The organism is Affinibrenneria salicis (genome assembly GCF_008710095.1).
In genome coordinates, this window is the sequence record NZ_VYKJ01000011.1 from 69,824 (window position 1) to 91,920 (window position 22,097).

The 22,097-nt window shown below is 51.7% G+C and carries 17 protein-coding genes and 2 pseudogenes; 6 read left to right on the top strand and 13 right to left on the bottom strand.

The genetic code is table 11. The annotated features are described in order from the left end of the window. Nucleotides 1-219: 219 nt before the first annotated feature. On the top strand, nucleotides 220-1,503 hold the full coding sequence (locus FJU30_RS18975) for a tyrosine-type recombinase/integrase (protein ID WP_150436548.1): 1,284 nt from the start codon (nucleotides 220-222) through the stop codon (nucleotides 1,501-1,503). On the opposite strand, the gene FJU30_RS18980 is transcribed toward FJU30_RS18975, so the two are convergent. Together FJU30_RS18980 and FJU30_RS18985 are read right to left on the bottom strand one after the other, a co-directional pair. Further along, entirely contained in the window at nucleotides 1,485-1,736 is a 252-nt protein-coding gene (locus tag FJU30_RS18980; RefSeq protein ID WP_136164739.1) for a helix-turn-helix transcriptional regulator, read from the bottom strand. The two genes, FJU30_RS18975 and FJU30_RS18980, sit on opposite strands and share 19 nt — an antisense overlap. Nucleotides 1,737-1,865: 129 nt before the next feature. After that, on the bottom strand, nucleotides 1,866-2,129 hold the full coding sequence (locus FJU30_RS18985) for a helix-turn-helix domain-containing protein (protein WP_136164738.1): 264 nt from the start codon (nucleotides 2,127-2,129) through the stop codon (nucleotides 1,866-1,868). A 121-nt stretch (nucleotides 2,130-2,250) separates the two neighbouring features. Here FJU30_RS18985 and FJU30_RS18990 point away from each other — a divergent pair, with 121 nt between their 5' ends. Beyond that, entirely contained in the window at nucleotides 2,251-2,514 is a 264-nt protein-coding gene (locus FJU30_RS18990) for a helix-turn-helix domain-containing protein (protein ID WP_136164737.1), read from the top strand. A 1,258-nt stretch (nucleotides 2,515-3,772) separates the two neighbouring features. Here the strand turns inward: FJU30_RS18990 and FJU30_RS18995 are convergent. From FJU30_RS18995 to FJU30_RS19010, 5 genes and pseudogenes are all read right to left on the bottom strand, one after another. Then, the gene (locus FJU30_RS18995; RefSeq protein WP_223881640.1) at nucleotides 3,773-5,965 is read right to left on the bottom strand and encodes a hypothetical protein; all 2,193 of its coding nucleotides are present in this window, start codon (nucleotides 5,963-5,965) and stop codon (nucleotides 3,773-3,775) included. Nucleotides 5,966-6,714: 749 nt separating this feature from the next. Beyond that, nucleotides 6,715-7,031: pseudogene (locus FJU30_RS27675) on the bottom strand (IS3 family transposase); the annotation flags it as partial. Nucleotide 7,032: 1 nt separating this feature from the next. Beyond that, nucleotides 7,033-7,298, bottom strand: a pseudogene (locus tag FJU30_RS19000) (IS5/IS1182 family transposase); the annotation flags it as partial. Between the two features lie 243 nt (nucleotides 7,299-7,541). Next, on the bottom strand, nucleotides 7,542-8,963 hold the full coding sequence (locus FJU30_RS19005; protein ID WP_150436549.1) for a DASS family sodium-coupled anion symporter: 1,422 nt from the start codon (nucleotides 8,961-8,963) through the stop codon (nucleotides 7,542-7,544). Nucleotides 8,964-9,003: 40 nt separating this feature from the next. Continuing rightward, entirely contained in the window at nucleotides 9,004-10,356 is a 1,353-nt protein-coding gene (locus tag FJU30_RS19010; protein WP_150436550.1) for a class-II fumarase/aspartase family protein, read from the bottom strand. A 244-nt stretch (nucleotides 10,357-10,600) separates the two neighbouring features. Here FJU30_RS19010 and FJU30_RS19015 point away from each other — a divergent pair, with 244 nt between their 5' ends. From FJU30_RS19015 to FJU30_RS19025, 3 genes are all read left to right on the top strand, one after another. Beyond that, the gene (locus FJU30_RS19015) at nucleotides 10,601-11,335 is read left to right on the top strand and encodes a GntR family transcriptional regulator (protein WP_150436655.1); all 735 of its coding nucleotides are present in this window, start codon (nucleotides 10,601-10,603) and stop codon (nucleotides 11,333-11,335) included. Between the two features lie 161 nt (nucleotides 11,336-11,496). Further along, on the top strand, nucleotides 11,497-12,555 hold the full coding sequence (locus FJU30_RS19020; protein ID WP_150436551.1) for a MerR family transcriptional regulator: 1,059 nt from the start codon (nucleotides 11,497-11,499) through the stop codon (nucleotides 12,553-12,555). Between the two features lie 226 nt (nucleotides 12,556-12,781). Continuing rightward, the gene (locus FJU30_RS19025) at nucleotides 12,782-13,069 is read left to right on the top strand and encodes a hypothetical protein (protein WP_150436552.1); all 288 of its coding nucleotides are present in this window, start codon (nucleotides 12,782-12,784) and stop codon (nucleotides 13,067-13,069) included. A 352-nt stretch (nucleotides 13,070-13,421) separates the two neighbouring features. Here FJU30_RS19025 and FJU30_RS19030 read toward each other — a convergent pair whose 3' ends face one another. Continuing rightward, entirely contained in the window at nucleotides 13,422-14,507 is a 1,086-nt protein-coding gene (locus tag FJU30_RS19030) for a LacI family DNA-binding transcriptional regulator (protein WP_150436553.1), read from the bottom strand. 265 nt (nucleotides 14,508-14,772) lie between these two features. Here FJU30_RS19030 and FJU30_RS19035 point away from each other — a divergent pair, with 265 nt between their 5' ends. Beyond that, nucleotides 14,773-16,023: a maltoporin gene (locus tag FJU30_RS19035; RefSeq protein WP_150436554.1), complete on the top strand. Its 1,251-nt coding sequence runs from the start codon at nucleotides 14,773-14,775 to the stop codon at nucleotides 16,021-16,023. A gap of 84 nt (nucleotides 16,024-16,107) precedes the next feature. Here FJU30_RS19035 and FJU30_RS19040 read toward each other — a convergent pair whose 3' ends face one another. The 5 genes from FJU30_RS19040 to FJU30_RS19060 all read right to left on the bottom strand — a co-directional run bounded on the left by FJU30_RS19040 (nucleotide 16,108) and on the right by FJU30_RS19060 (nucleotide 22,014). Beyond that, nucleotides 16,108-16,428, bottom strand: coding sequence for a glucose PTS transporter subunit EIIB (locus tag FJU30_RS19040; RefSeq protein WP_150436555.1), 321 nt, complete (start codon nucleotides 16,426-16,428; stop codon nucleotides 16,108-16,110). Between the two features lie 66 nt (nucleotides 16,429-16,494). Continuing rightward, on the bottom strand, nucleotides 16,495-18,555 hold the full coding sequence (locus FJU30_RS19045; protein ID WP_150436556.1) for a beta-galactosidase: 2,061 nt from the start codon (nucleotides 18,553-18,555) through the stop codon (nucleotides 16,495-16,497). 82 nt (nucleotides 18,556-18,637) lie between these two features. After that, nucleotides 18,638-19,840, bottom strand: a complete 1,203-nt coding sequence (locus FJU30_RS19050) for a glycoside hydrolase family 53 protein (protein ID WP_150436557.1) — start codon at nucleotides 19,838-19,840, stop codon at nucleotides 18,638-18,640. A 4-nt stretch (nucleotides 19,841-19,844) separates the two neighbouring features. After that, entirely contained in the window at nucleotides 19,845-20,696 is an 852-nt protein-coding gene (locus FJU30_RS19055; RefSeq protein ID WP_150436558.1) for a sugar ABC transporter permease, read from the bottom strand. 10 nt (nucleotides 20,697-20,706) lie between these two features. Continuing rightward, a complete protein-coding gene (locus tag FJU30_RS19060) occupies nucleotides 20,707-22,014 on the bottom strand; it encodes a carbohydrate ABC transporter permease (RefSeq protein WP_191091648.1) in 1,308 nt (435 codons plus the stop codon). Nucleotides 22,015-22,097 lie beyond the last annotated feature (83 nt).

Below are 22,097 nucleotides of genomic sequence, written 5' to 3' on the forward strand. Positions count from 1 at the left end.
CGACTGCCACAACGCCCTGTTTTCAGGGCGTTTTTGTTGCCATCAACGTCTGCTCTGTACTACCCGAGTCCAGCGAAATCCACTGCCGAGTGGGTAGTACATTGGGTAGTACCATCGCTTTACAAGCCAAAATGTTCGTTTTATAACCTATGTACTACCCACTTTTTCGCGCAGACCACGATTGACGGGCGCTGGCGGGATACCTTAGGGAGGCAGGACATGGGAAATCTGACCGTTAAAGCCATACAGTCCATCCTGAAAGCAAGCCGTCCCGGACGATACAACGACGGTCAGGGACTATACCTTATGCTGCCGCAGCGCGGCGAACCTTACTGGATGCTGCGCTATACCCTGAACGCCAAACGCCGTTCGCTCACGCTGGGCAAGCCGTCCGATCTGTCGCTGGCGGAAGCCCGCTCTCAGGCCGAAGACGCCCGCAGGAAGGTTAGGAAAGGCGACGATCCCATAACCGAACGTAAACGCAATCGCCCCGCCAGAATCCATACCGTCAACGATCTGTTTAACGACTGGAAACAGGATTTGGTGCGACGCCTTAAGCACCCGCATATCCCACAGCGGATCTTCGCCAGAGAGATCGCGCCACACATTGGCGAGCTGGCGTTAGGCAAGGTCACACCGCTGGACATACGCGCCATCATCCAGCAAATCACCGCCAGCGGCAGGCCCTGCACCGCCAACGATGCGCTGATGTACCTGAAACAACTGTTTAATCACGGCATAAAACTTGGGCTTCTCGTCCATAACCCGGCGGCGGCGTTCAAGGTGGATGATGCGGGCGGCATTGAAAAAAGCCGCGATCGGGCGTTGAGTCTGGAAGAGTTGACGCAGGTTTTTCAGGTATTCCGCAACCAGAGCGACAGCTTCACTCGCGATAACTATCTGGCTTGCGCATTACTGATCGTGCTTGGCGTACGCAAAAGCGAACTGACCGAAGCCCAATGGGATGAATTTTCCCTCGAAGACGCAACGTGGGAACTGCCTGCGACAAGGAGCAAATCGGGCGTCGCTATCGTCATTCCCCTGCCCTCGCTGACACAGGAATGGCTGCGGGAATTGAAGATCCGCGCCTGCGGTTCAGCATATGTATTCCCCAACCGCCGGGCCAGCGGTTCGCCGCATATGGGCAGCGATACCCTCAACCGGGCGATCGCCAAACTTTTCGGCCGCGAACCGGGAAGGAAAATTCAACCGCCCAATCGCATGGGTGAACTTGAACCGTTCACCGTACACGACCTGCGCCGCACCTGCCGCAGCCTGCTGGCCGCGTTAGGCGTTCCGGGTTATGTCGCCGAACGGTGCCTTAATCATAAGCTGAAAGGCGTTGAAGGCATTTACGATCGGTATGATTACTTTGAGGAACGGCGGGAAGCGCATTGTAAACTGGCCGACCTCGTTAAGCCGGTTATTGAGAACAACGATCTGCACAGCGCTTCGAACGAACAGAGCAATAACGCAGACAGGCGCTATTTTTTCGTAGGATGATAATTCAGAATGATTTCGGCAAGATCGTCTTCGACGGTATAAAAATAGCAGGCAGGAACATCAAGCACCGCCGCCAGTCGGCAGGCAAGATCAAAATCAGGCGTATGCACACCGCGCTCATATTGGTTCATCCGCGCGCTGGCCGTGGCTTCATCAATACCCGCCAGAACCCCAAGCCGCTGTTGCGACAGGCCCGCTCTTAGTCTGGCTTCTTTTAAACGATATGGCAGCATGAGGATCCCGACTTACACGATATATAAGCCGTAGTTTTCACGCTAACCTATTGAAAATATACTAAGCATTACTTAGCAATGCTTTCTCAACTACTCGTTTTTATTGCTTAAATCCAGAAAGGGGGAGATTTAAAAAGCGTCGGTCTTTTTCTGGCGGGCGTAAGTAAGGATGATTTCTGCTAAATCATCTTCAACGGTGTAAAAATAACTGGCAGGGATATTCAACACAGCGGCTAACCTGCACACCAGTTCAAAATCAGGCGTATGCACGCCGCGCTCATACTGATTCATCCGTGCGCTGGCCGTCGCCTCGTCGATACCGGCGAGCACACCAAGCTGCTGCTGCGATAAACCGGCTTTTAATCTGGCTTCCTTCAAACGATATGGCAGCATAAGAATCCCGACCGACTGGATAACCAGCGGTGATTTTCATGTCTGCCTGTTGAAAATGTACTAAGTATTACTTAGTATTGATATTGAAAAATTATTCTGTCTCTACGAGCAAGGAGGAAGCATGACTAACAAAATTGATATGCATCCGGCAGACATAATTGCCTCGTTACACAAGAAAAAGATAACGATGGCAGCGGTATCCCGGCAGGCAGGATTAAGCTCTTCAACGCTGGCGAACGTGCTTACCCGCCCTTGGCCGAAAGGCGAATTTCTGATCGCGGAGGCATTAGGTATTCATCCTTCGGAGATCTGGCCGAGCCGCTACTTCGATGAAAAAGGCAACCTGATTGAACGCCACAAGCAGATCAGAAAAAAATCCGCCTGACTTCCCCCATTTTCGCCCGACTTGCAGACGGATCGTGTTTTCCCCCACTAGAAAACGACGATCTGACGTTCAACCCCGTCAGCATGCGGTTTTTGGTCATTCTCCCCACCTGACTCCGCTATATACGTGGATAGTGGGGGAACCCGGTTTTTTTGGGCCGGGTTCCCCCACCAGTACCACATTGATAACACTTAATTCCCCACCTCTGCGCGAATCTGATCTTTTCCCCTGGCTGGCGGGGTTGCCTGAAGAACGTGAACTGATGAGCCAGCCAGAGGAAAGAGCCTACGCCGTTCTACCGTAGACTTGCTGCACATACTGCCCGCACCCGTCTCAATGCCCTAAATCCATCGATACCAGCGAGCTGGCTTCCCGGTTACTGAAACCGGGTATGGCTGCCGTCGGCCTGTCGGGCCAGCGTCTGCAATCTCACGGCTTAATCGTGACATATGCTATCCCCCCATCCTCAATAACCTCTGTTCTCCGGCGCACGGCAATTCACGGCACGGATTTATCGTGCCGCACTGAACAATACCTGTGCGCCGGAGCGGCAGCGGTTGAGGTATGACGGGGATATCGGTTATGCACTCGGTGCAGCCGCCTGCATTAGCAGGGTAATCCCCTCAGGCTGAAAGCCTGCCTCAGGTATCGGTTCAGTCCTCCTCTGATAAGTGGGTTGATGAGAATTGACGCAGAAAATGTGCGTCAGATGACAGGTCGCGCTGGACAGCGCTGTAGCGTAAGGGCTGTCGCAGAGTTTGTTCGCGGCGTCACTTGCAACGGCTTTGCGCCGTATGAAGTGACGCCGCTGTCTCATGGATGCATTCGCTGAGGCAGCAAAAGGGCAGATGGCTGCGCCAGCTATAGGTGTGGTACGCATCAGTGAGTGTGCGAACAACGGCAGAACAGTTGCTTCACGAAAAATAAACAGGATGCAGCCCTAAGGCGTTGGGATAAGGTAGCTACCATCGCCGCAGCGATCACCCGCAAAGCGGTAGCGGGGCGGGTTGGGAGTTGACCACACAGGTTGGGCCTGAGCGTTGCCTTGAAGGTCGTGGCAACATGGGAGTGCTGCTTGCAGCACCGGTGTAACACTGACAATTTACTGCGCCAAAATCCGTATATCAAGCGGCTAACGCGCTGCGCTTGTTGGCTCCTGAACGGATTTCCATTCCATAGAAATCCGTTCAGGAGCGAGGGAGTCCACACCCGATAAGATAAAAAATTAGTCCTCACCGTTAATTGAAACAGTATGGTCTTAGTTAAGATTTTTTATCAATTCTGCGATCTCATCTTTAAAAGAAACTATACTAACAACAAGTGGGGCTATGATCTTTGAGACCAATTTTTTTGATATTCTTATCGGTAACCATTTATTTAAGCTTGGTATCTTTTCCAAATGTACATTTGCTAAAACAGAAAAAAATATAAAAATAAAATAACTTAAAATACCAGCAACTATTAATTCCAAAACACCGTCTAAATGATATTTATCTTTAATTTCAGGAATTAATAATTTATAAGAACAGATGATGATCATCAAGGGTAAAAAGAAATATAAAAAAACAAAAAAGATTTTTTGTTTTCTTTCCTTTGATGCTATCATTTTATCCGTTTCAAACGCTTCAATTTGTGATTTTAAAGACTCTATTTCACTATTCTTTCTATTTATTTCTAATTGCCTATCGTTAATAACCATATCTTTTTCAGTTACAACAGCATTAGCTTTCTCAACCTCAGACATCCTAGAATCCAATTCACTTTTATACTTAGTCGCCTTCTCTGCAAACTCTGATTCTATAATTTCAATTATGAGATCATTTTCATGGTCAGAATCACTAATTCTTTGTTTTAATGCCTTATCTGCCAACATAGAGCTTAGAATATCTATATCTATATCATCAATATTCTTATATGTTGACAAAGCTTGAATTAATTCAATAGTTAATTTCTCATCTTTTTCATCAAATTGACCAAAAAGAAGGGGTAGTCGCATTGTTTCAAGGATTCCTGACTCAAGAATTTCATCTCTAGGAATCCAAAATTGAAGTAATTGAACTAAATTAGTTGGATGTAATACGACGGGCAGATCAGATTTTTTGGTTCTTCTTTTAACTTGATCAAATGAAATCATTGACCAATCAATAGTCACGCCCCAATAATTTTCGTCCAAAGCTGATTCTGCATGATCAGTTCGATGATCTTTTATTATATACCAAAATATTAAATCATGCTCAATTGCCTCATATCTTTTCCTTTTATTTTCAGGCTTTTTCTCTTCTTTTTCCCATAACGTAACTTGATCATTGACTACTCTCTCATCTGTTGGATACTGAATAGTAGGCCATTCTAAGATCTTTATCCCTTTACTACTAAGATTCTTAAGTAAACCATCTGTATAAGGTAAAAAGTATGCATCTAGAGATAATTCTCCTGAGCTTTTAGCACACTTTGCAAAATATTTTGCAGCAATACTACTCCTCAAACCAGACTTAACCGCTGCTTTTGCAATGTGCGGACTATATCTATATCTTTTAAGATTATTAAATTCATAGGATACTACTTTTCTAATTTCTTCAAGGGTGGTAGGCAAAATATAGTAATTTATCTTTACACATCCAACCTTTTCAGAAAGACTCAGTAACGAGGTTGCAGATTCATCAGCGGGATTTTCATGCAATCCAAGAATGGAGAATACAAAATTAGTATCCAAAACAATTTTGACATCTTTATTTTTTCTTGTCTTTTCAAGAATCTTGATAGTATCTTTTTTTAGCTGTGTTGCTTCAACAAAAAAATGAGCATTTAAGAGACGAAGAATATAACTTCGGGTACAATCTATACTTGGATTAAAAAAACCGCTTAATACTTTTACCAGTTTATGATGAATATCTGAATCATACTTATTAAGGAATCCATCTAACCAATCATGGTATTTATGCAGCCGACCATCTTTTAGAAAAGTGTATGTATTTGCACCAATCTTTCTTATTGATTTTACTAATTCTTCCTTGAAGTTATTCCAATACACTTCCGGTTCATCTGTTTCAATTTGTTCTAAAAGCAAATTTTTGAATAAGCTTTCAACCTTAACATCCTCCTCTATAGATAACTTATTTCGATTATTTAAATCCTGTCTTTGAGACTCTGTTAAATAAAATTTATTATCTGACTTTAATATTTTTCCACTTGAGAGAAGGTACTCTATTTGAGAAGATACATTTTCAACAGGTATTGACAAATTTAATTCTTTAGATATTTTATCATGCAAATCTAATAATGTTGTTTTTTCATCACATTCCCAAAGGAATCCCAAGATAACTTGCGAAGTAGCTTTTTTCCACCAACCACTTTTATTTAACTCAACGTAATTAATTAAAGATATGAGCTCATTAGACAACGGTTTTGTTACCATCCCTTTCCCCCTGTCAATAACATTTTCGTTTACCATTAAAAAATCTCTACAAGTAACTAAAAAATAAATTTTTCTATAAAAAAAACAATCAGGTATGAATCCACATTCATAACATGATAATGAACGTCGCAATATCCGAAATCCCAACAACAGGGTGCTTAACGTATGTAGATACCTCATCCTCATATAAAGACTATATATTGATAAATTAATTGAGATTGCTAGGTAGTGTTCCACAATTTCGCTAATTGGCAGCAGAAAAATACAAAAATTTGTTCTTTTTTTGAACTAACTTCGTACGCTTTTACTATCAATTCTCGACAGAGATTACTCAATGCCAAGCAATTGAGGGGTACACCTAGCATTGGAAAAAAATTTCGAAAAAAACACATTCAACCTAAGGTTGCTGAATCACGAACGTAAAATATTAGGGTAGTACACCGGGTAGTAAACTTCCATTAGCATGTTAAAAATAATTTTAACACATTAATTTTTAATACTTTTATTTCATATTCAACAAACAGATCCAATTTCCACCCTGTTCCACCGACTGCCACAACGCCCTGTTTTCAGGGCGTTTTTATTGCCATCAACGTCTACTGCGTACTACCCAAATCCACCGGAATCCACTGCCAAGTGGGTAGTACATTGGGTAGTACCCTCTCTTTACAAGCCAAAATGTTCGTTTTATAACCTATGTACTACCCACTTTTTCGCGCAGGCCACGATTGACGGGCGCTGGCGGGATACCGGCATGCAGTACTGGCCGGGTATAGCCAGCCCCCCTCCCGCAGAATCATGCGCTGTATCAGCGCTGCCGCCTGCTCGCCACTTTCCGCTTCATGCACTTCATATCCCACGATTTTACGACTGAAGATATCTTCCCACCAGATACAGGTAAAACCAGCGCCCCTTCACTGTTGACGGCATCCACGGAATGTCTCGCGTCTACACCTGATTCGGCTCCGGTCGCGGCTGGCCGGGCTTTTTCTCCCGTCCACTGGCGGCCCCGGCGATGCATTTCGCCATACCGCCGCAGTACCGGGTAAAACGATGACTCGCCCGGCAGAGACACGCCGTCATCCGCCAGACGCGGAACAATCAGCCAACGGTGATTTTGTCATACAACCATCCATCGATAACCATGACCAGTCGATGGCTTTCAGTTGCTCGCAGGCTATCAATCCGTTCTGCCAGAGCCGTTCCCTCCTGCATCACGCCACTCCTGAAAGCGGCGGAGGGCAGAGCTCAATGAACATCTTTCGGTGCCATTAGGCGCATTTCACTGGCAACCCGTTCTGAGCGCAAAGAAAATGATGTCCATTGCGGCGCGATTAGCAACGCGTTTACGCTGCGTACCCGGCAGGTGACTAAATAGCTTCGCATAATAGCACTACACGTGCCCTGCAGGTTGCAGTGACAATGCTATTATAATTAAATCATAATCAGCTGTTTTTAATGATTATTTTAATGCTCTTATCATCAGTTACGCGCTGTGGCATGGTCAAAAGTGAAGCCGCAATGCGCGAAGCTATTTAGCTTTTCGCTCCAGGAAAAGAAAAAGCCATATCCGCTTATTAATTTAAACAGGGATACGGCCTTATTATCCGGCTTAGTAATAACCGAGTAGTTTCCACCATACCAGGCCGACGGCAAAAATCAGGAGGACGTTGACGGTGACAATTAAAAAATTAATTTTATAGAAACGTGCGCGTTCAAAATATCCCTGAGCAAAATAAATCGGCCCCGGACCTCCGCCGTATTCCGTCGTACTCCACATCAGGTTGCTAAAAATACCGAAGCAGATGGCCACCATCATCGGCGGAGCGCCCGCGGCGATTGCCGTCGCGGCAAAGGGAACATACAGCGCCGCAACATGCCCGGAGGCGGTGGCAAAGAGGTAATGCACATAAATATACAAAACCCCCAATAACACAAACGTTTGTATCGCACCAAAGCCATGAACAGAGCTGCCTAATATCGCAGCCATCCATTTAATGAAGCCCAGATCGGAGAGCCCGCCGGCCAGACTGATAATCACACTAAACCAGATGACGGTATCCCAGGCCGCATGATCGTTAAGCAATGCTTTCCAGTCAACGGCGCGAACCGCAAATAGATAGGCCGCAAGCCCCAGCCCAACCGATGTGGCGGACAACCCGGTTATCAGGCTGGTTCCCCATCCAATCAGCGCGAGAATAAAACCGAACGCGACCTTTTTTTCCACCCGCGTCATGGCTCCCAGCGTTTCCAGCGAACGCCGCCCCATTTCTTTCGCTTCGGGCGTGCGTTTTAACTCAGGGTTGAGAATCTTATACAGCAGCAGCGGCATCAGACAAAAACACACCATCGCGGGAACCACTGCGGCGATAAACCAACCTCCCCAGGTGATTTCCACATCCAAAGAGTTTTTTGCCAGACTGGTGACCAGCGGATTGGCCGCCATTCCGGTAAGGAAGATAGCGCCGGTAATCGGCGTAAACTGAAAGCAGACCATGGTGAGAAAATCACCAATCCTTTTCCCGGTTTCGCCCGGCGCCGAACCCAGCACGCCATTAATCGAACGAGCTATCGGGAAAATGATGCCGCCGGAACGTGCCGTTACCGAAGGCATGGCCGGCGCCATGATCAAATCGGATACCCCCAATGAATAGGCGATACCGAGACTGCTGCCGCCGAATAACGACAGCATTTTATACGCGATCCGATTCCCCAGACCGGAAGTGACAAAACCGAGAGAAAGTACATAGGCGCAAAATATCAACCACACGGTGCCGCTGGAAAAACCGGACAATGCTTTTGCTTCCGTTAGCGTATTGGTAAATATGGTCACGCACAGCGCAATTAGCATCACTGCGCCTGAGGGTAATGGCTGTGTCAGAATTGCCGCGATAGTCGCGGCAAAAATAGCAAACATGTGCCATGCCTGAGGCGTAAGACCTTCCGGGACAGGAGACAGCCAGATTATTCCTCCGATGGCGACAGGAATAATCGCGGCAATGACCTTTTTCCCCGTAGACGATCCGGATGACATAATCATCTCCTCAATCGTTAGGTAATTTGATTAGCGTGAATTAATTCCGGCCGGCCGAGCTTTTTAATACCTGATCGACCATCACCGGCGCCATGCCGAGGTAATTGGCGGGATTCGTCAGTTGTTCAATTAATTCAGGATCAAGACGGCTGGAAACGCCGGGCATCGCATTCAACACATCGGCAAGGCGGCCGCCTTTCTCATTCACAATCCGGCAGGCGTCGTAAACGATGTCGTGAGCATCCTGACGACCGATATACGGCGCCAGACCCATCATTACGGCTTCCGCAACAATCAGCCCTTTGGTCATATCAAGATTTCTGGCCATGGCCGTTTCATCCACGATCAGTCCGCTCAGCATAAATTTGGCCTGATGCAGCGCGCCGGCCGTCAGCACGAAACTTTCAGGGATGGCTATCCATTCCGCGTGCCACGGCCCGGTTGCGCGTTCCAAATCCTGTACCATGGCGTCCAGCATCAAACCCGCCTGTTGACGCACGCCCTTGGCGCAGGCCAGCATCAATTCGCTGGAGATAGGATTACGTTTTTGCGGCATGGTGCTACTGGCGCCGCGGCCTTTCACGAAAGGCTCATAGAGTTCGCCAAATTCGTTGGAAGCCATCAGCATCACGTCGTACCCAATCTTACCCAGCGAACCGGTGATCAACGCCAGTAAATTGACCGCTTCGGCAAACCCATCGCGCGCCACGTGCCAGGTTGAAACCGGCACGCCGAGACCGAGTTCCTGCATCATGGCTTTTTGCACCTCCAGCCCTTTATCGCCCAGAGAGGCCAGCGTGCCGGCGGCGCCGGCAAACTCGCCGACCAGAATACGCGGACTGGCTTGCTGAAGGCGCGCTTCGTGGCGATCGAAAATATCGAGCCAAATCGCGGCCTTGTAGCCGAATGTCACCGGCAACGCCTGCTGCAAATGGGTACGACCCGCCATCGGCGTATTGCGGTAACGTTGCGCCAGATCGGCCAGCGTGCCGCGCAGCGTTTTGATATCCGCTTTGATGAGTTCAAAAGCGTCGCGGATTTGCAACACCACGGCGGTATCCATAATGTCCTGGGTGGTTGCGCCCCAATGGACATAACCGCCGGACTCTCCGGCTTGCTTAGCGATTTGATGCACCAGCGGGAGAATGGGATAACCGACGATTTCCGTTTCGTGACGAAGCAAATCGAAATCCAGCGCGTCGGCGTCGCATTTGGCGGCAATTTCCTGCGCGGCCGCGTCAGGAATAACGCCGCAGCGCGCCTGAGCTTTCGCCAGCGCGATTTCCACTTGCACGTATTTGCGGATCAGTTCGTGGTCGTCAAAAATAGCGCGCATTTCCGGTGTGCCGAAAGAATCACGAAATAAAATTGAATCAAGTACATTCGAGGCCATAAAAGAATCCTTGATACATCATGAAGGGTGATAAAATGCGGCATGCCTTACGCCAGAACGCGGCTACAATCTGTTTAATGCCGTACGATGATGAGACATGCGCAGCCGGTTAAATGGCCGAACAATATCAAATGTCCGTACATTTAACTTGTGCAGACAATGTAGAATGTACGGACATTTAAGGGGAAGTTTTTTTCTATCCCTTTGTGATGGGGATCATCAATATTTATTGAAGCCGTTACCTATGAAAGAGTCTTTGTATAAACGTATTTCACGTGAACTGGTTCAAAACATCGCGTCCGGTCAATTTCCGGCAGGCTCGCTTCTGCCGTCAGAATTGGAGTTGTGCGAACAGTACCAGGTCAGTCGCCATACGGTACGCGAAGCATTGCGCGAGTTAACTGAGCAGGATTTGATTCTGCGCCGTAAAGGCATCGGCACCATAGTCGCCGACAAAACGGTAAACAAACGGCTAAATCACCCGCTGGAATATCTGGAAGATCTCTTTTACCTGGCGAAAAACAATCTGCGGGTAGTTAAAAAGATCGATGAAATCGTTGCGGATTATGAGCTTTCCCAGATTATCGGCGGCGCGCCCGGCGCGCGCTGGCTGCATATCGCCAGTATCCGTGAAGACAGCGAGAAAAAAGATGAACCGATATGCTGGACCGACAGTTACGCGAGCCCGAGGTACACCAAAATACGCCAGCTGGTGCGCAGCGATCCGTTCGCGTTAATCAGTGATTTAATTGAAGAACACTATGGCGTGCAGAGCGAGGAGGTCAGACAGACCATTTCCGCCGTCAGCATTCCCGCCAGGATAGCCAGATCGCTTGGCGTTGAAAACGGTTCGCCCGCCCTGAAAATCGTGCGCCGCTATATCGATCGCAACGGTGAAACGTTTGAAACCACAGTATCCATCCATCCGGCAGACCGATACACCTGCTCTATCGTGCTAAAACGTCAGACTCGCGACTAAAAAACCGCTGAACGTCGTTGGCGCGCTTGGTTAGCGCGAATCGTGAAAAAGGCGCCTAAGCGCGGTATTAACGCCTTCGGGCGTTATTTCGCATATTGTCTTGACCCTCACGCAACGTAAGGCCGCAGAGTGGCGCAACTGGCTAAGGGCGAGGAGCAGCGATGTTGATACAAGTGGGGGCGCTGGCGAAACGCGCCGGGATCACCGTTCGGACTTTACACCACTACGAGCAAACAGGGTTGCTGCTGCCTTCCGCCAGAAGCGCGGCGGGTTACCGGCTGTATAATCTCGCGGATGTTCAGCGCCTGCATATGATTCAGGCGCTGGCGAAAGCTGGGCTGGAACTTGCCGAAATCAAGGATTTTCTGGAGCAGGATACGCTCTCTATGCCGGCACTTCTCGACGCGCAAATCGCCTTGCTGGATAAACACATGCGCAGCATTAATACGCTGCGCGACCAGTTGTTTTTTTTGCGTACGGAGCTGGCGGCAGGGGAAGAGCCTGACCTGGAGTCCTGGTTACAGACTCTGGAGTTAATGAATATGTACGATCGCTGGTTTAGCAAAGAAGAGTTGCAGCAGCTACCGTTCGTCTCGCAGAGCGAACGACTGTCACCCATCTGGGCGGCGCTGGTAATGGAAGCGCAAACGCTGATGTCGCAGAACGTCGATGAGGCCGATCCGCGAGCAATGGACCTGGCGATCCGCTGGATGGATCGGCTGGAGCAAGATACCGCGGGGAGAGCGGAATTTTTAAACCGTCTCAACGCGATGCACAGCGTCGAGCCGCAAATGCGGGAACTAACCGGGATTACCGCACAGATAACCGACTACATCACCCGTGCCTTTGCCGAAAGCAAACTGGCGATCTGGCAGCGTTATCTCACACCAGAAGAGCTGGCTTTTACCCGGGCGCACTATTTTGATCGCCTGATGGAGTGGCCGCCGCTGGTGGCGAAGCTGCATCAGGCCAGCCAGGATATGCTCGATCCGGCATCCGGGGATGGACAGGCGCTGGCGGAAAACTGGCTTGAACTCTTCCAATCGTATGCGGGAGAAGATCCCGCCACGCAGCAAAAATTTCGTTTAGCCATGCAGCAGGAGCCGCATATGATGAAAGGAACCTGGATGACGCCCGACGTGCTCCGGTGGCTGCAACAGGCTATCGGGATAATGATGCAGAGGCGAATGTCCGCACTGGGTAAATCACCGATCGACTAACGCCCCCGGCGTGGTGGATATCCGGCGCGGTGAAGCCGCTCTGGCGGTACGCAGCCCCGTCCGATGGATAGCAACTTAATCATCCGCCGCCTGGCGACTTTTCGGCTTAGCCTGTATGCATCCGGGGATGTATGTCTCCCGGCGAGGCCAGCCAGTATCCGGCAATGCATTTCCCGGCCACGATCTGGCGAGGTTTCCGCAGGAGACGGTACCGTAATGCTGGCAAATGCCGGGCGGCGACCCCCTGACCAACGCGCGTATCGTGCTGAAAGCCCCCTCACAGCGGATGTACATCGAAGCCCTTCGCCAGGGTCAGGGTATCGGCATGATGGCCCGGGAAATCATGCAAAGATACTGTCCTGAACGGCTAAACGTCATGTCCGCACGTCGTGAGCCTGCCGATATCTGGTTGGCGGTCAATCCGGACGTCTGGTCTGCGGGACGCGTTCAGGCAACCCTTTCGGTGATAAACGAATGTTTTAAAAACGGAACATTATTGAAGGTAGCGGTATAGGCGGCATTCGCCGTACATACTCTACAGAATTCGAGTTGCAGGACAAACGTTATCGTTTTGAACAACGCAACGCGTTGTCCCTTTACGGGCAAGGCGCGTAAAGCGGTAAGCGGGGGACAAATCGGCCGGGAACCGATTTGAACAACGCCGGTGCTGCCCCCCCCAGGGGAAGGCTCCGGGGTCGGGCCGCATCATTGAACGCCGTTCACGCGCCTGCCGCTTAATGCATGACGAGTGGAGCTCGCGGGCGCGCCGTACGCTGACCTCACCTCGTCATGCCGTGAATCGGCTGAAAGTCATTTTCCAGCGCTGAGTTATTATCGCAATTATCGCGGCCGCCGGCCCGGCATGGCTAACCGCTGCACTGGCTGAGTTTCTGCACAATCGAGCGCAGCTCATCGGTAATCTGCCGCAGGTCTTGCTCATCATCACGCTGCCTGGTCCCGCTTGACGCGCGAATAACCAGCTTCGCCGGCAAAATGGATGACGAGCGCAGCGTTTCATTATCGCTGACGCTCAGCATCCTCCTGACCGCTTCCTTACCCTGCAGGTCCAGATCCAGCGACACGGTGGTCAGAGCCGGGTAAAAGAACGCGCTCTCGTAAGTATCGTCATAGCCAATCACCGATTTCTGGCCCGGCACGGTCAGTTGATTCTGATGGAATGCGCTAAGCACGCCCAGCGCCATCTGGTCATTGCCGACCAGCAGCGCGCTAAAACTCGGCGTTTCACGCAGCATCTGCATCGCGCCGGTATAGCCGCTTTGCGCATCCCAGTTGCCATGCAAAGTGGTCACCGGTTTCAGTCCATAATCATCCAGCGCCTCCAGCCAGTTTTTCAGTCGCAGATTGGCCGAAATGGAGTGCTTCGGCCCGGCCAACAGCGCGATATCCCGGTGGCCAAGCTCATACAGATGTTTCACGCTGGCGCGCGTGCCGTCGGCCGGGTTAAAGGAGACGTTAAACACCGAGCTATAGGGGTCCACGTCCAGAAACAGGCAAATGATATCGTCGTTTTCCGCGGCGATTTTTTCCGCCTCCTCCGTCTCCAGCGGCACGTTAATGATAACCTTCTCCACCAGTTGAGACTTGAGATCGTTAATGGAATCCTGAATGCTATGATTGACGTTCTCATCAATCATAGAAATCAGTACATGATAACCCGCCAGATTGGCGTAACGTTTCACCGCCGCCGCCACCTGGGATGGGGCATGTAAAGCCAGTGAAACGGTCACCAGCCCCAGCGTCATACTCTGCTTACCCACCAGCTGCTGCGCCAGACGATTGGGCACATAGCGCAGCGCCTGAATCGATTGTTCGACTTTGCGGCGCGTGGCTTCGGATACATTGGCCGATTTATTTAATACCCGGGAAACCGTCTGATATGACACCCCGGCATGGCGGGCAACATCTTCTAATGTCGTGCTTTTCGACTTCATAATCAGGTTCCGATAAGTTGTTCTGTCTTGATTGTAACAGGCTCGTTCTCGCCGACATACCGGCCATCTCTCTCACTCATCATACCATCAATAAAGTCATTCGTTCACATAACAAGAACTAGTGATCGCCGTCACCACCCGTCACAAATAATGCTGATTTATTTGTAGTTAATCACAATAAAAAGATAAATGGATTGTTTGTTTTTTAAATTAATCATTTTATATCTAAGTAAATGTGAACGTATTACAAATACAAGAGGCAAAAATGAACACTCCACTGCGTACCCTTTCCATCGCCGTAACGATGGCACTCATCTCTCCGTCATTATCCGCCATTGATTTCCATGGCTATTTGCGTTCCGGCGTCGGCGTTTCAGGCAATGGAAGTCAGGAAGAATGGCAAAAAAATAAGCTGGGCCGTCTGGGTAACGAATCCGATACCTACGGCGAAGTCGAACTGGGCTCCGAGGTTTACAAACAGAACGACGTTAGCTTCTATGTCAACACCATGGTCAGCATGGTGTCCGATGGCTCTAACGACAGCGAAAGCACCCTCAACGATGATGCGGAGTTCGGCCTGCGCCAGCTCAATCTGCAGATCAAGGGATTGATCCCCAACGATCCGAACGCCGTCATCTGGGGCGGCAAACGCTACTATCAGCGCCACGATTTGCACATTATTGACACCAAATACTGGAATATCTCCGGTTCGGGCGCCGGCGTGGAAAACTACACTCTCGGCCCAGGCGCGATTTCGCTGGCCTGGATCCGCGGCGACGGCAACGACGTAGACTACCGGGTGGATAACGACAACGATCTCAACATCAATTATATCGATCTGCGCTACGCCGGCTTCAAGCCGTGGGCGGGCGCCTGGACGGAATTCGGCGTGGATTACGCCATGCCGAATCCGACGAAGAAACAAAAAGAGTACGGCGGCCTGTACGATGCGGAAAACGGCGTGATGCTGACCGGCGAAATCAGTCAGGACATGCTGGGCGGCTACAACAAGACGGTGCTGCAGTACGCCACGAAAGGCCTGGCGCAAAATATGGTGTCGCAGGGCGGCGGCTGGTATGACGTATGGAACAAGACGGACAAGGCCTCCGGTTATCGGGTGATCAATACCGGGCTGATTCCCATCACCGACAAGTTCTCGCTCAACCATGTGCTGACGCTGGGTTACGCCAACGACACCAGCGAATGGGTCGACAAGAGCCGTTTGGTATCGCTGGTTGGCCGCGCGCAGTACCAGTTCACCGAATACGTCCGGGCTATCGGCGAGGTCGGCGCGTTTTACCAGAAAGACGACAATAAAGACGGCAGCTACTACAAACAGGGCGGCGAAAAATACACCGTCGCGCTGGGGCTGGCAAAGGGCCCGGATTTCATGTCTCGCCCGGAGCTGCGTATTTTCGCGTCTTACCTGAACGATTCAGAACAGGGCAACTCATTCCAGGACGGCACGGCCAGCGATGCCTGGAACTTTGGCGTTCAGGTGGAAGCCTGGTGGTAATCCGGTAATGTTATCAGGCGCGGGGCCCAGGGAAGGGCCGAATACGCGCCTGCGTGTGTGCAGTATACGGAGAGATCGCCCGCTTTATTTCGGTGAATTAACGGAAAAGCGCGCGTCCAGCAATTTACGTAAATTATCCGACTGCCGGCCGAAAATAGCATGCACCTCCTGGCCCAGAATAATAACGCCCAACGCGCCCGCCTTTTGCAGTCCGTCGGAATTAACCAAAGATAACTCTTTTACCGTAACGCGCAGACGCGTAATACAGGCGTCGACATAGGTAATATTCTCTCTGCCGCCGAAACTCTGCATTATTTCCGCCAGATGACTGGCGTCGACATCATTATTTTCCGTCACTGTCTTCGGGTTAGAAAAATAATGGATAAACGACTTTAAGCTGACCATGATTATTTCCTTCTGCGGGGGCGGGAACGCCCGCTCATTCGAACGGGCGCGTTGGATGGAGACTGGCTATAGCAAACGGCGGGACAGTACGCGACAGCCCCAGGGCTGCAGCGTAATATCCCCCTGCAGTTGTCCGCCTTCGGCGAGCGCGTCATACACGGCGGGCAGCGCCACCGTTTTGCGTTTATCGGTATAATTCTGCACGATAATGAACTCGCTCTCGCCATCGGTGCGGCGCTGGGCGGTGACGCCGGGCGGCAACGACGTATTCAGCGCGCGCGGCAGGTCGAGTTTACGCGCCAGCGCCAGCAGAAAATCCCGCTGGAAAGCGGCGTCGTTGCGCGAGGCCACATACCATGCCTCGCCCTTGCCAAACGGATTTACCGTCAGCGCCGGACGGCCGGCGTAAAAATCGCTGCGGTAAGTCGCCAGCGCCGTGGCGCCTTCAAGATTGATCAATTCGCACAGATGGCGCGCCTGATAAGGCCCCTGTAAACCGAGCGCATTGCCGGGGATACCGCTCACGGCGTTCGATTCGCTGTCCGTCAGGCTGTCGATCTCTTCGGCCCAGATACCCAGCAGCGAGCGCAACGGACCGGGGAAACCGCCCAGGTGGCACAGATCGCTTTCATTCACGATCCCGCTCCAGTAGGTGGCGACGAACTGCCCGCCATCGCTGACAAAGCGCTCGGCCCGCCGGGCAAAGCCGTCGCGCACCATGTACAGCATCGGGGCGATGACCAGTTTATAGCGCGAAAAATCGCAATCGGCGTTGATGACATCCACCGCAATGCCCTGCTCCCAGAACGGCCGGTAATGCTCCGCGACGGTTTTCTCATAGTACAGACCGCTATTGCGCGGCCCCTGCGCATCCCCCATCGCCCAGCGATTTTCCCAGTCGAAAATAATCGCCACCTGCGCCTCTACCCGGGTGCCGGCCACCGGCGCCAGCGCGGAAAGAATACGCCCCAGCTCGCACACTTCGCGTCCCGTTCGGGTATCGAGACGGCCGGAATGATCGACCACCGCGCCGTGGAATTTTTCCACCGAACCGCGGCTTTTACGCCACTGAAAGTACTGCACGGAATCCGCGCCGTGGGCCACGGCCTGCAGCGAAGAAAGAATATGCATGCCCGGTTTTTTCAGCTTACTGGTTGGCTGCCAGTTGGTGGCGCTGGGCGTGGACTCCATCAGAACGAACGGTTTGCCCTGTTTCAGCGTGCGCATCAGATCGTGATACATGGCGGTGTAGCAGGCCAGTTCCGTTTCATCCTGCTGGTTGTGCCACATAGGGTAGCTGTCCCAGGAGATAAAATCGATAACCTGCGCCATCTGCCAGTAATCGTAATCGTAGAAGTACTCCATAAAGTTGGTGGTCGCGGGCAGTTGAGGATTGGCCGCCTTCAGCGGCACGATTTCCTGCGCGCAGAAATCCGTGGCCTGGCTGCTGCAAAAACGCCGCCAGTCCAGGTTTAAGCCATGAATGGAGACCTCGCCCTGCGGCGCCGGCGACTCAATCTGCGACCAGTCGCTGTAGGTGTGGCTCCAGAACGTGCTCCACCAGGCTGCGTTCAGTTTGTCCAGCGTCTGATAACGCTGCTGCAGCCAGCGACGGAAGCCTTGCTGGCAGCGGCTGCAGTGGCAGTCGCCGCTGTATTCATTGGAAATATGCCAGCCAATCACCGCCGGATGATGGGCATAGCGCTGCGCCAGCCGCTGATTGATCTCATTCACCTTACGACGATAGGCCGGCGATGAAAGGCAATGATTATGGCGGCCGCCATGCAGCGCCGGCACCCGATCGCGGCCGGTGCGCAGCACTTCGGGGTATTTCTGCGACAGCCAAGCCGGCCGCGCCCCGCTGGGCGTGGCCAGAAATACCGAGATCCCCTGCGCATGCAGCTTATTCAGAATGTCATCAAGCCAGTCGAATTGATATTTCCCCTCTTCCGGCTCCAGCATAGACCAACTGAATATCCCCACCGACATCACATTACAATTAGCCTGTTTCATCATGGCAATATCTTGTTCAATGATCCCCGGATAATTCATCCATTGCTCCGGGTTATAGTCTGCTCCATGCAATAGACCAGCCACCCTCGCGCTTAAAGGAGGAAATTTATTCATAGCCATTCCTATAAAATTAATTACTGACTTATACCCTAAATAATTCGCACTGTGGGCGAGCGGCTACGCGCTAATTTCCACGTTAATTAAATACTTTTACCGTCGGCAGAATTTTCCCCTGGCAATCAAATAACGCCTGGTTTTCGCGCGCATTGCCTTCTTTCCAGACATCATCGATATATTTCATACCGGCAGGCGTGGCCCAGCCGGCGCCCGGCGCGGCAATCCAGGCCGGCTCCCAATAAAACAGCCCTTTGCCCCGACCGGCGGGAACCTGGATAATGCTTTGCATTAAATCGCGCAGAAAGTTCGTCTGCCCCTGAACCGTACCCGGATAGCCGCCATCCTGCGCTTCTTTGGCGGTAAAGCTGTTTTCGGCGTCGTCGCAATTATCGAGGGTATAGCCATACGCCGCTTCAACGACAATCACGTCTTTTTGGTAGCGCCGGCTGATATCATTCATGTTGCTTTGCAGCGCGCTGATAGGCCCGTTCCAGTAGGTGTACATCGACAGGCCGATAATATCGAACGGCACATTGCGCCGGGTAATTTCATCGAACCACCAGCGGAACATGTCGTTTTTGGTGCCCTCGGCCAGGTGCAGCATAATCTTCACCTGGTCGGGCGAGTCCAGATTTTCCCGCAGGCCGCCTATCGCCGCGTTCAGCAAACCGGCCAGCCGGTCGAATTCTCCGCCGCCCTGCCCCCAGCTCTTGCCTTCCGGCCACAGGATCCCACCGTTGATTTCATTACCGATTTGCACCATATCCGGCAGCACGCCTTGCTGTTTAAAGGCGGCGATGGTGTCGCGGGTATAGTCATGAATCGTCGTTTTCAACTGTTCATAGTCCATCCGGCTCCAGGCCTTCGGTTTGAACTGCTTGCCGGGATCGGTCCAGAAATCGCTGTAGTGGAAATCCAGCAGCAGCTTCATCCCCTGCGCCTTCGCCCGTTTCGCCAGCGCCAGGGTGGTGGCGAGATCGTTGTCGCCGCCGCCGTAGCGGTTGCCGGCGCCGTCCTTCGGATCGACCCACAGACGAAGCCGGACATAGTTCACGCCGTTGTGTTTGAGGATAGTCAGCGGATCCTGCCTGACGTTATGCTCATCATAGAACTGGCCGCCGTGCTGCTCGACCGCCGCCAGGGTTGAGATATCCACTCCTTTAATAAATCCGGCCGGCGGCGCGCTCAGCGGTTTTATCGTAACGGCATCCGCGGCTCGCGCCGCGCCCGACAGCCCCAATGCCAGGCAGACGCCCAGAAAAACAGGTTTGATGATTTTCATGACATTATCCTTTGGTGCTTCCAGAAGTCAGGCCGGAGACAAAATATTTCTGCAGGGCCAAGTAGAGAATCGCGACCGGCAGGGCGATCAACACCGCGCCCGCCGCATAGGTGGTGTAGCTGGCGCCCATCTTCTGCGCCACAAGGTTATACAGGCCGATCGGCAGCGTGTATTGGTCCGGGGTGCGCAGGATGGTGCTGGACAGAATGAAATCGCCCAGCGGGCCGGTGAATGAAAACAGCGCGACCACGGCGAGAATCGGCCGGGAAAGCGGCATAATGATCTCGATAAAAATACGGAAGTTGCCCGCGCCGTCCATCCGCGCCGACTCATCCAGATCCTTCGGGATCGCATCCAGATAGCCTTTCATCAGCCAGGTGTTCATCGGGATCATGCCGGCCACATAGATCAACACCAGCGCCATGTGGCTGTTGATCAGCCCCAGCAGTTGCGACAGAACAAAAATTGCGATCAGCGCCGAAAACTGCGGGATCATCTGCAGCAGCAGGAACAACATCAGGCCGTTGCGCCGCCCTTTAAAACGAAAGCGCGAAAAGGCGTAGGCGGTAAAGCTGACGCTAATCAGCGTCAGCACCATGGTCAGGAAACTGATCTTCATCGAATTCCAGTACCACGTCAGGTAGTTCACCTGGCCGTTAAACAGATCGGCATAGTGCTGGAACGACAGATTTTCCGGGATGATCGAACTGCTCAGCAGACTATTGCCCGCGTTCAGCGAAGCGCCGACGGTCCACACCAGCGGGTAGATGATGATCGTCGATACCGTAATAATCAGCAGCCAGGACAGGGATAGCCGCACCCACTTCTCTCTTTTGATGCTTTTTGACGTTGCCATTGTGCTTCCCTTAAGCCATATCATCATTTTTGAATGAGCGGGTGGCGCGGAACTGCCACAGCGCGAGGCCCACCACGAAAATGGACAACAATATGGTGATGGTGGCGGCGATCGCATACTGCGAGGACGACATGGTCAGCTTGTAGATCCAGGACACCAGGATATCCGTCCCGCCCGCGTTAGATCCGGCCACCGCCGGCCCGCCGTTGTTAAACAGATAGATAATGTTGAAGTTATTAAAATTGAAGGTGTACTGCGTGATGATGATCGGCGCGATGGAGTAAAGCACCAGCGGCAGCGTAATGGTGGTTAACCGGGTCCAGCTGCTTGCGCCATCCATGGTGGCCGCCTCGTACAAATCGTCCGGGATAGCCTGCAGTACGCCGGTGGTCATCGCGAACACAAACGGGAAGCCGAGCCAGGTTTGCATCATAATCAGCGCGGTTTTGGTCCAGAACGGATCGGTCAGCCAGGCTTTCGGCGCGATGCCGAAGAACGCCAGAATGGCATTGTTAATCACCCCGAAGGTGTCGTTGAACATCCCGGCGAACACCAGAATGGTGACGAAACCCGGCACCGCCCACGGCAGGATAAAGATGGTGCGGATCAGCGGCTTAAAGCGTAAATCCTTTTGGTTGACCAGAATGGCCAGCAGCACGCCCACGGTACACTGCAGCGTGGTGGCCAGCAGCGTCCAGACCACCGTCCACTGCAACACATCGAGAAACGTTGAGCGCCAAATGGACAGGGTAAAAATATTAATGAAGTTTCTGAACCCGACCCAGTCCACCAGCTTCGCCGGCGGCGTGTGGTACAGGTTGTAGTTAGTAAACGCAATGGAGAAACCAAACAGAATCGGGAAGATCACCACGAAGACCAGCAGAATAAATCCCGGGGTAATCATCAGGTAAGGGAAACCGTCGCTGAGCAGCATCTGGTACTGCCGCCGCACGCTATTGAGCGCCAGCCCCTCGTCCCGCTTTTTACCGTTCAGCCAGGCGTCGCGCAGAGACAGGTAGTACACCGTCAGCCCGAATGCGACGATCAGCAGGCTGATAATGCCTTCCGCCAGCAGGAAGATGGAGTTGTCGCGCGGCACCTCTTCGCCGAGCGTATACAACCCCCACAGCCCTTCGGCCAGGAAATCGTAAAACACGCCGACAAAACTGCTGAGCAAAACCAGGAAGATAAGGCCTTTCGCCCACTGCCGGTGATAAAACTGGCCGAAGCCGGGTATCAGGGCAAACAACAGCGCGGCGACCGCATGACGGCTCCGGCCCTTACCGGCTGATAATTTCTCACTGGGAGTGATAATCACAAACTGCTCCTTCATTTAACGGGAGGTGGCCTCCCGTCAGACCGTTGACAAAGTAATCCGGTGCCCGCAACCCTCGCTAAAGC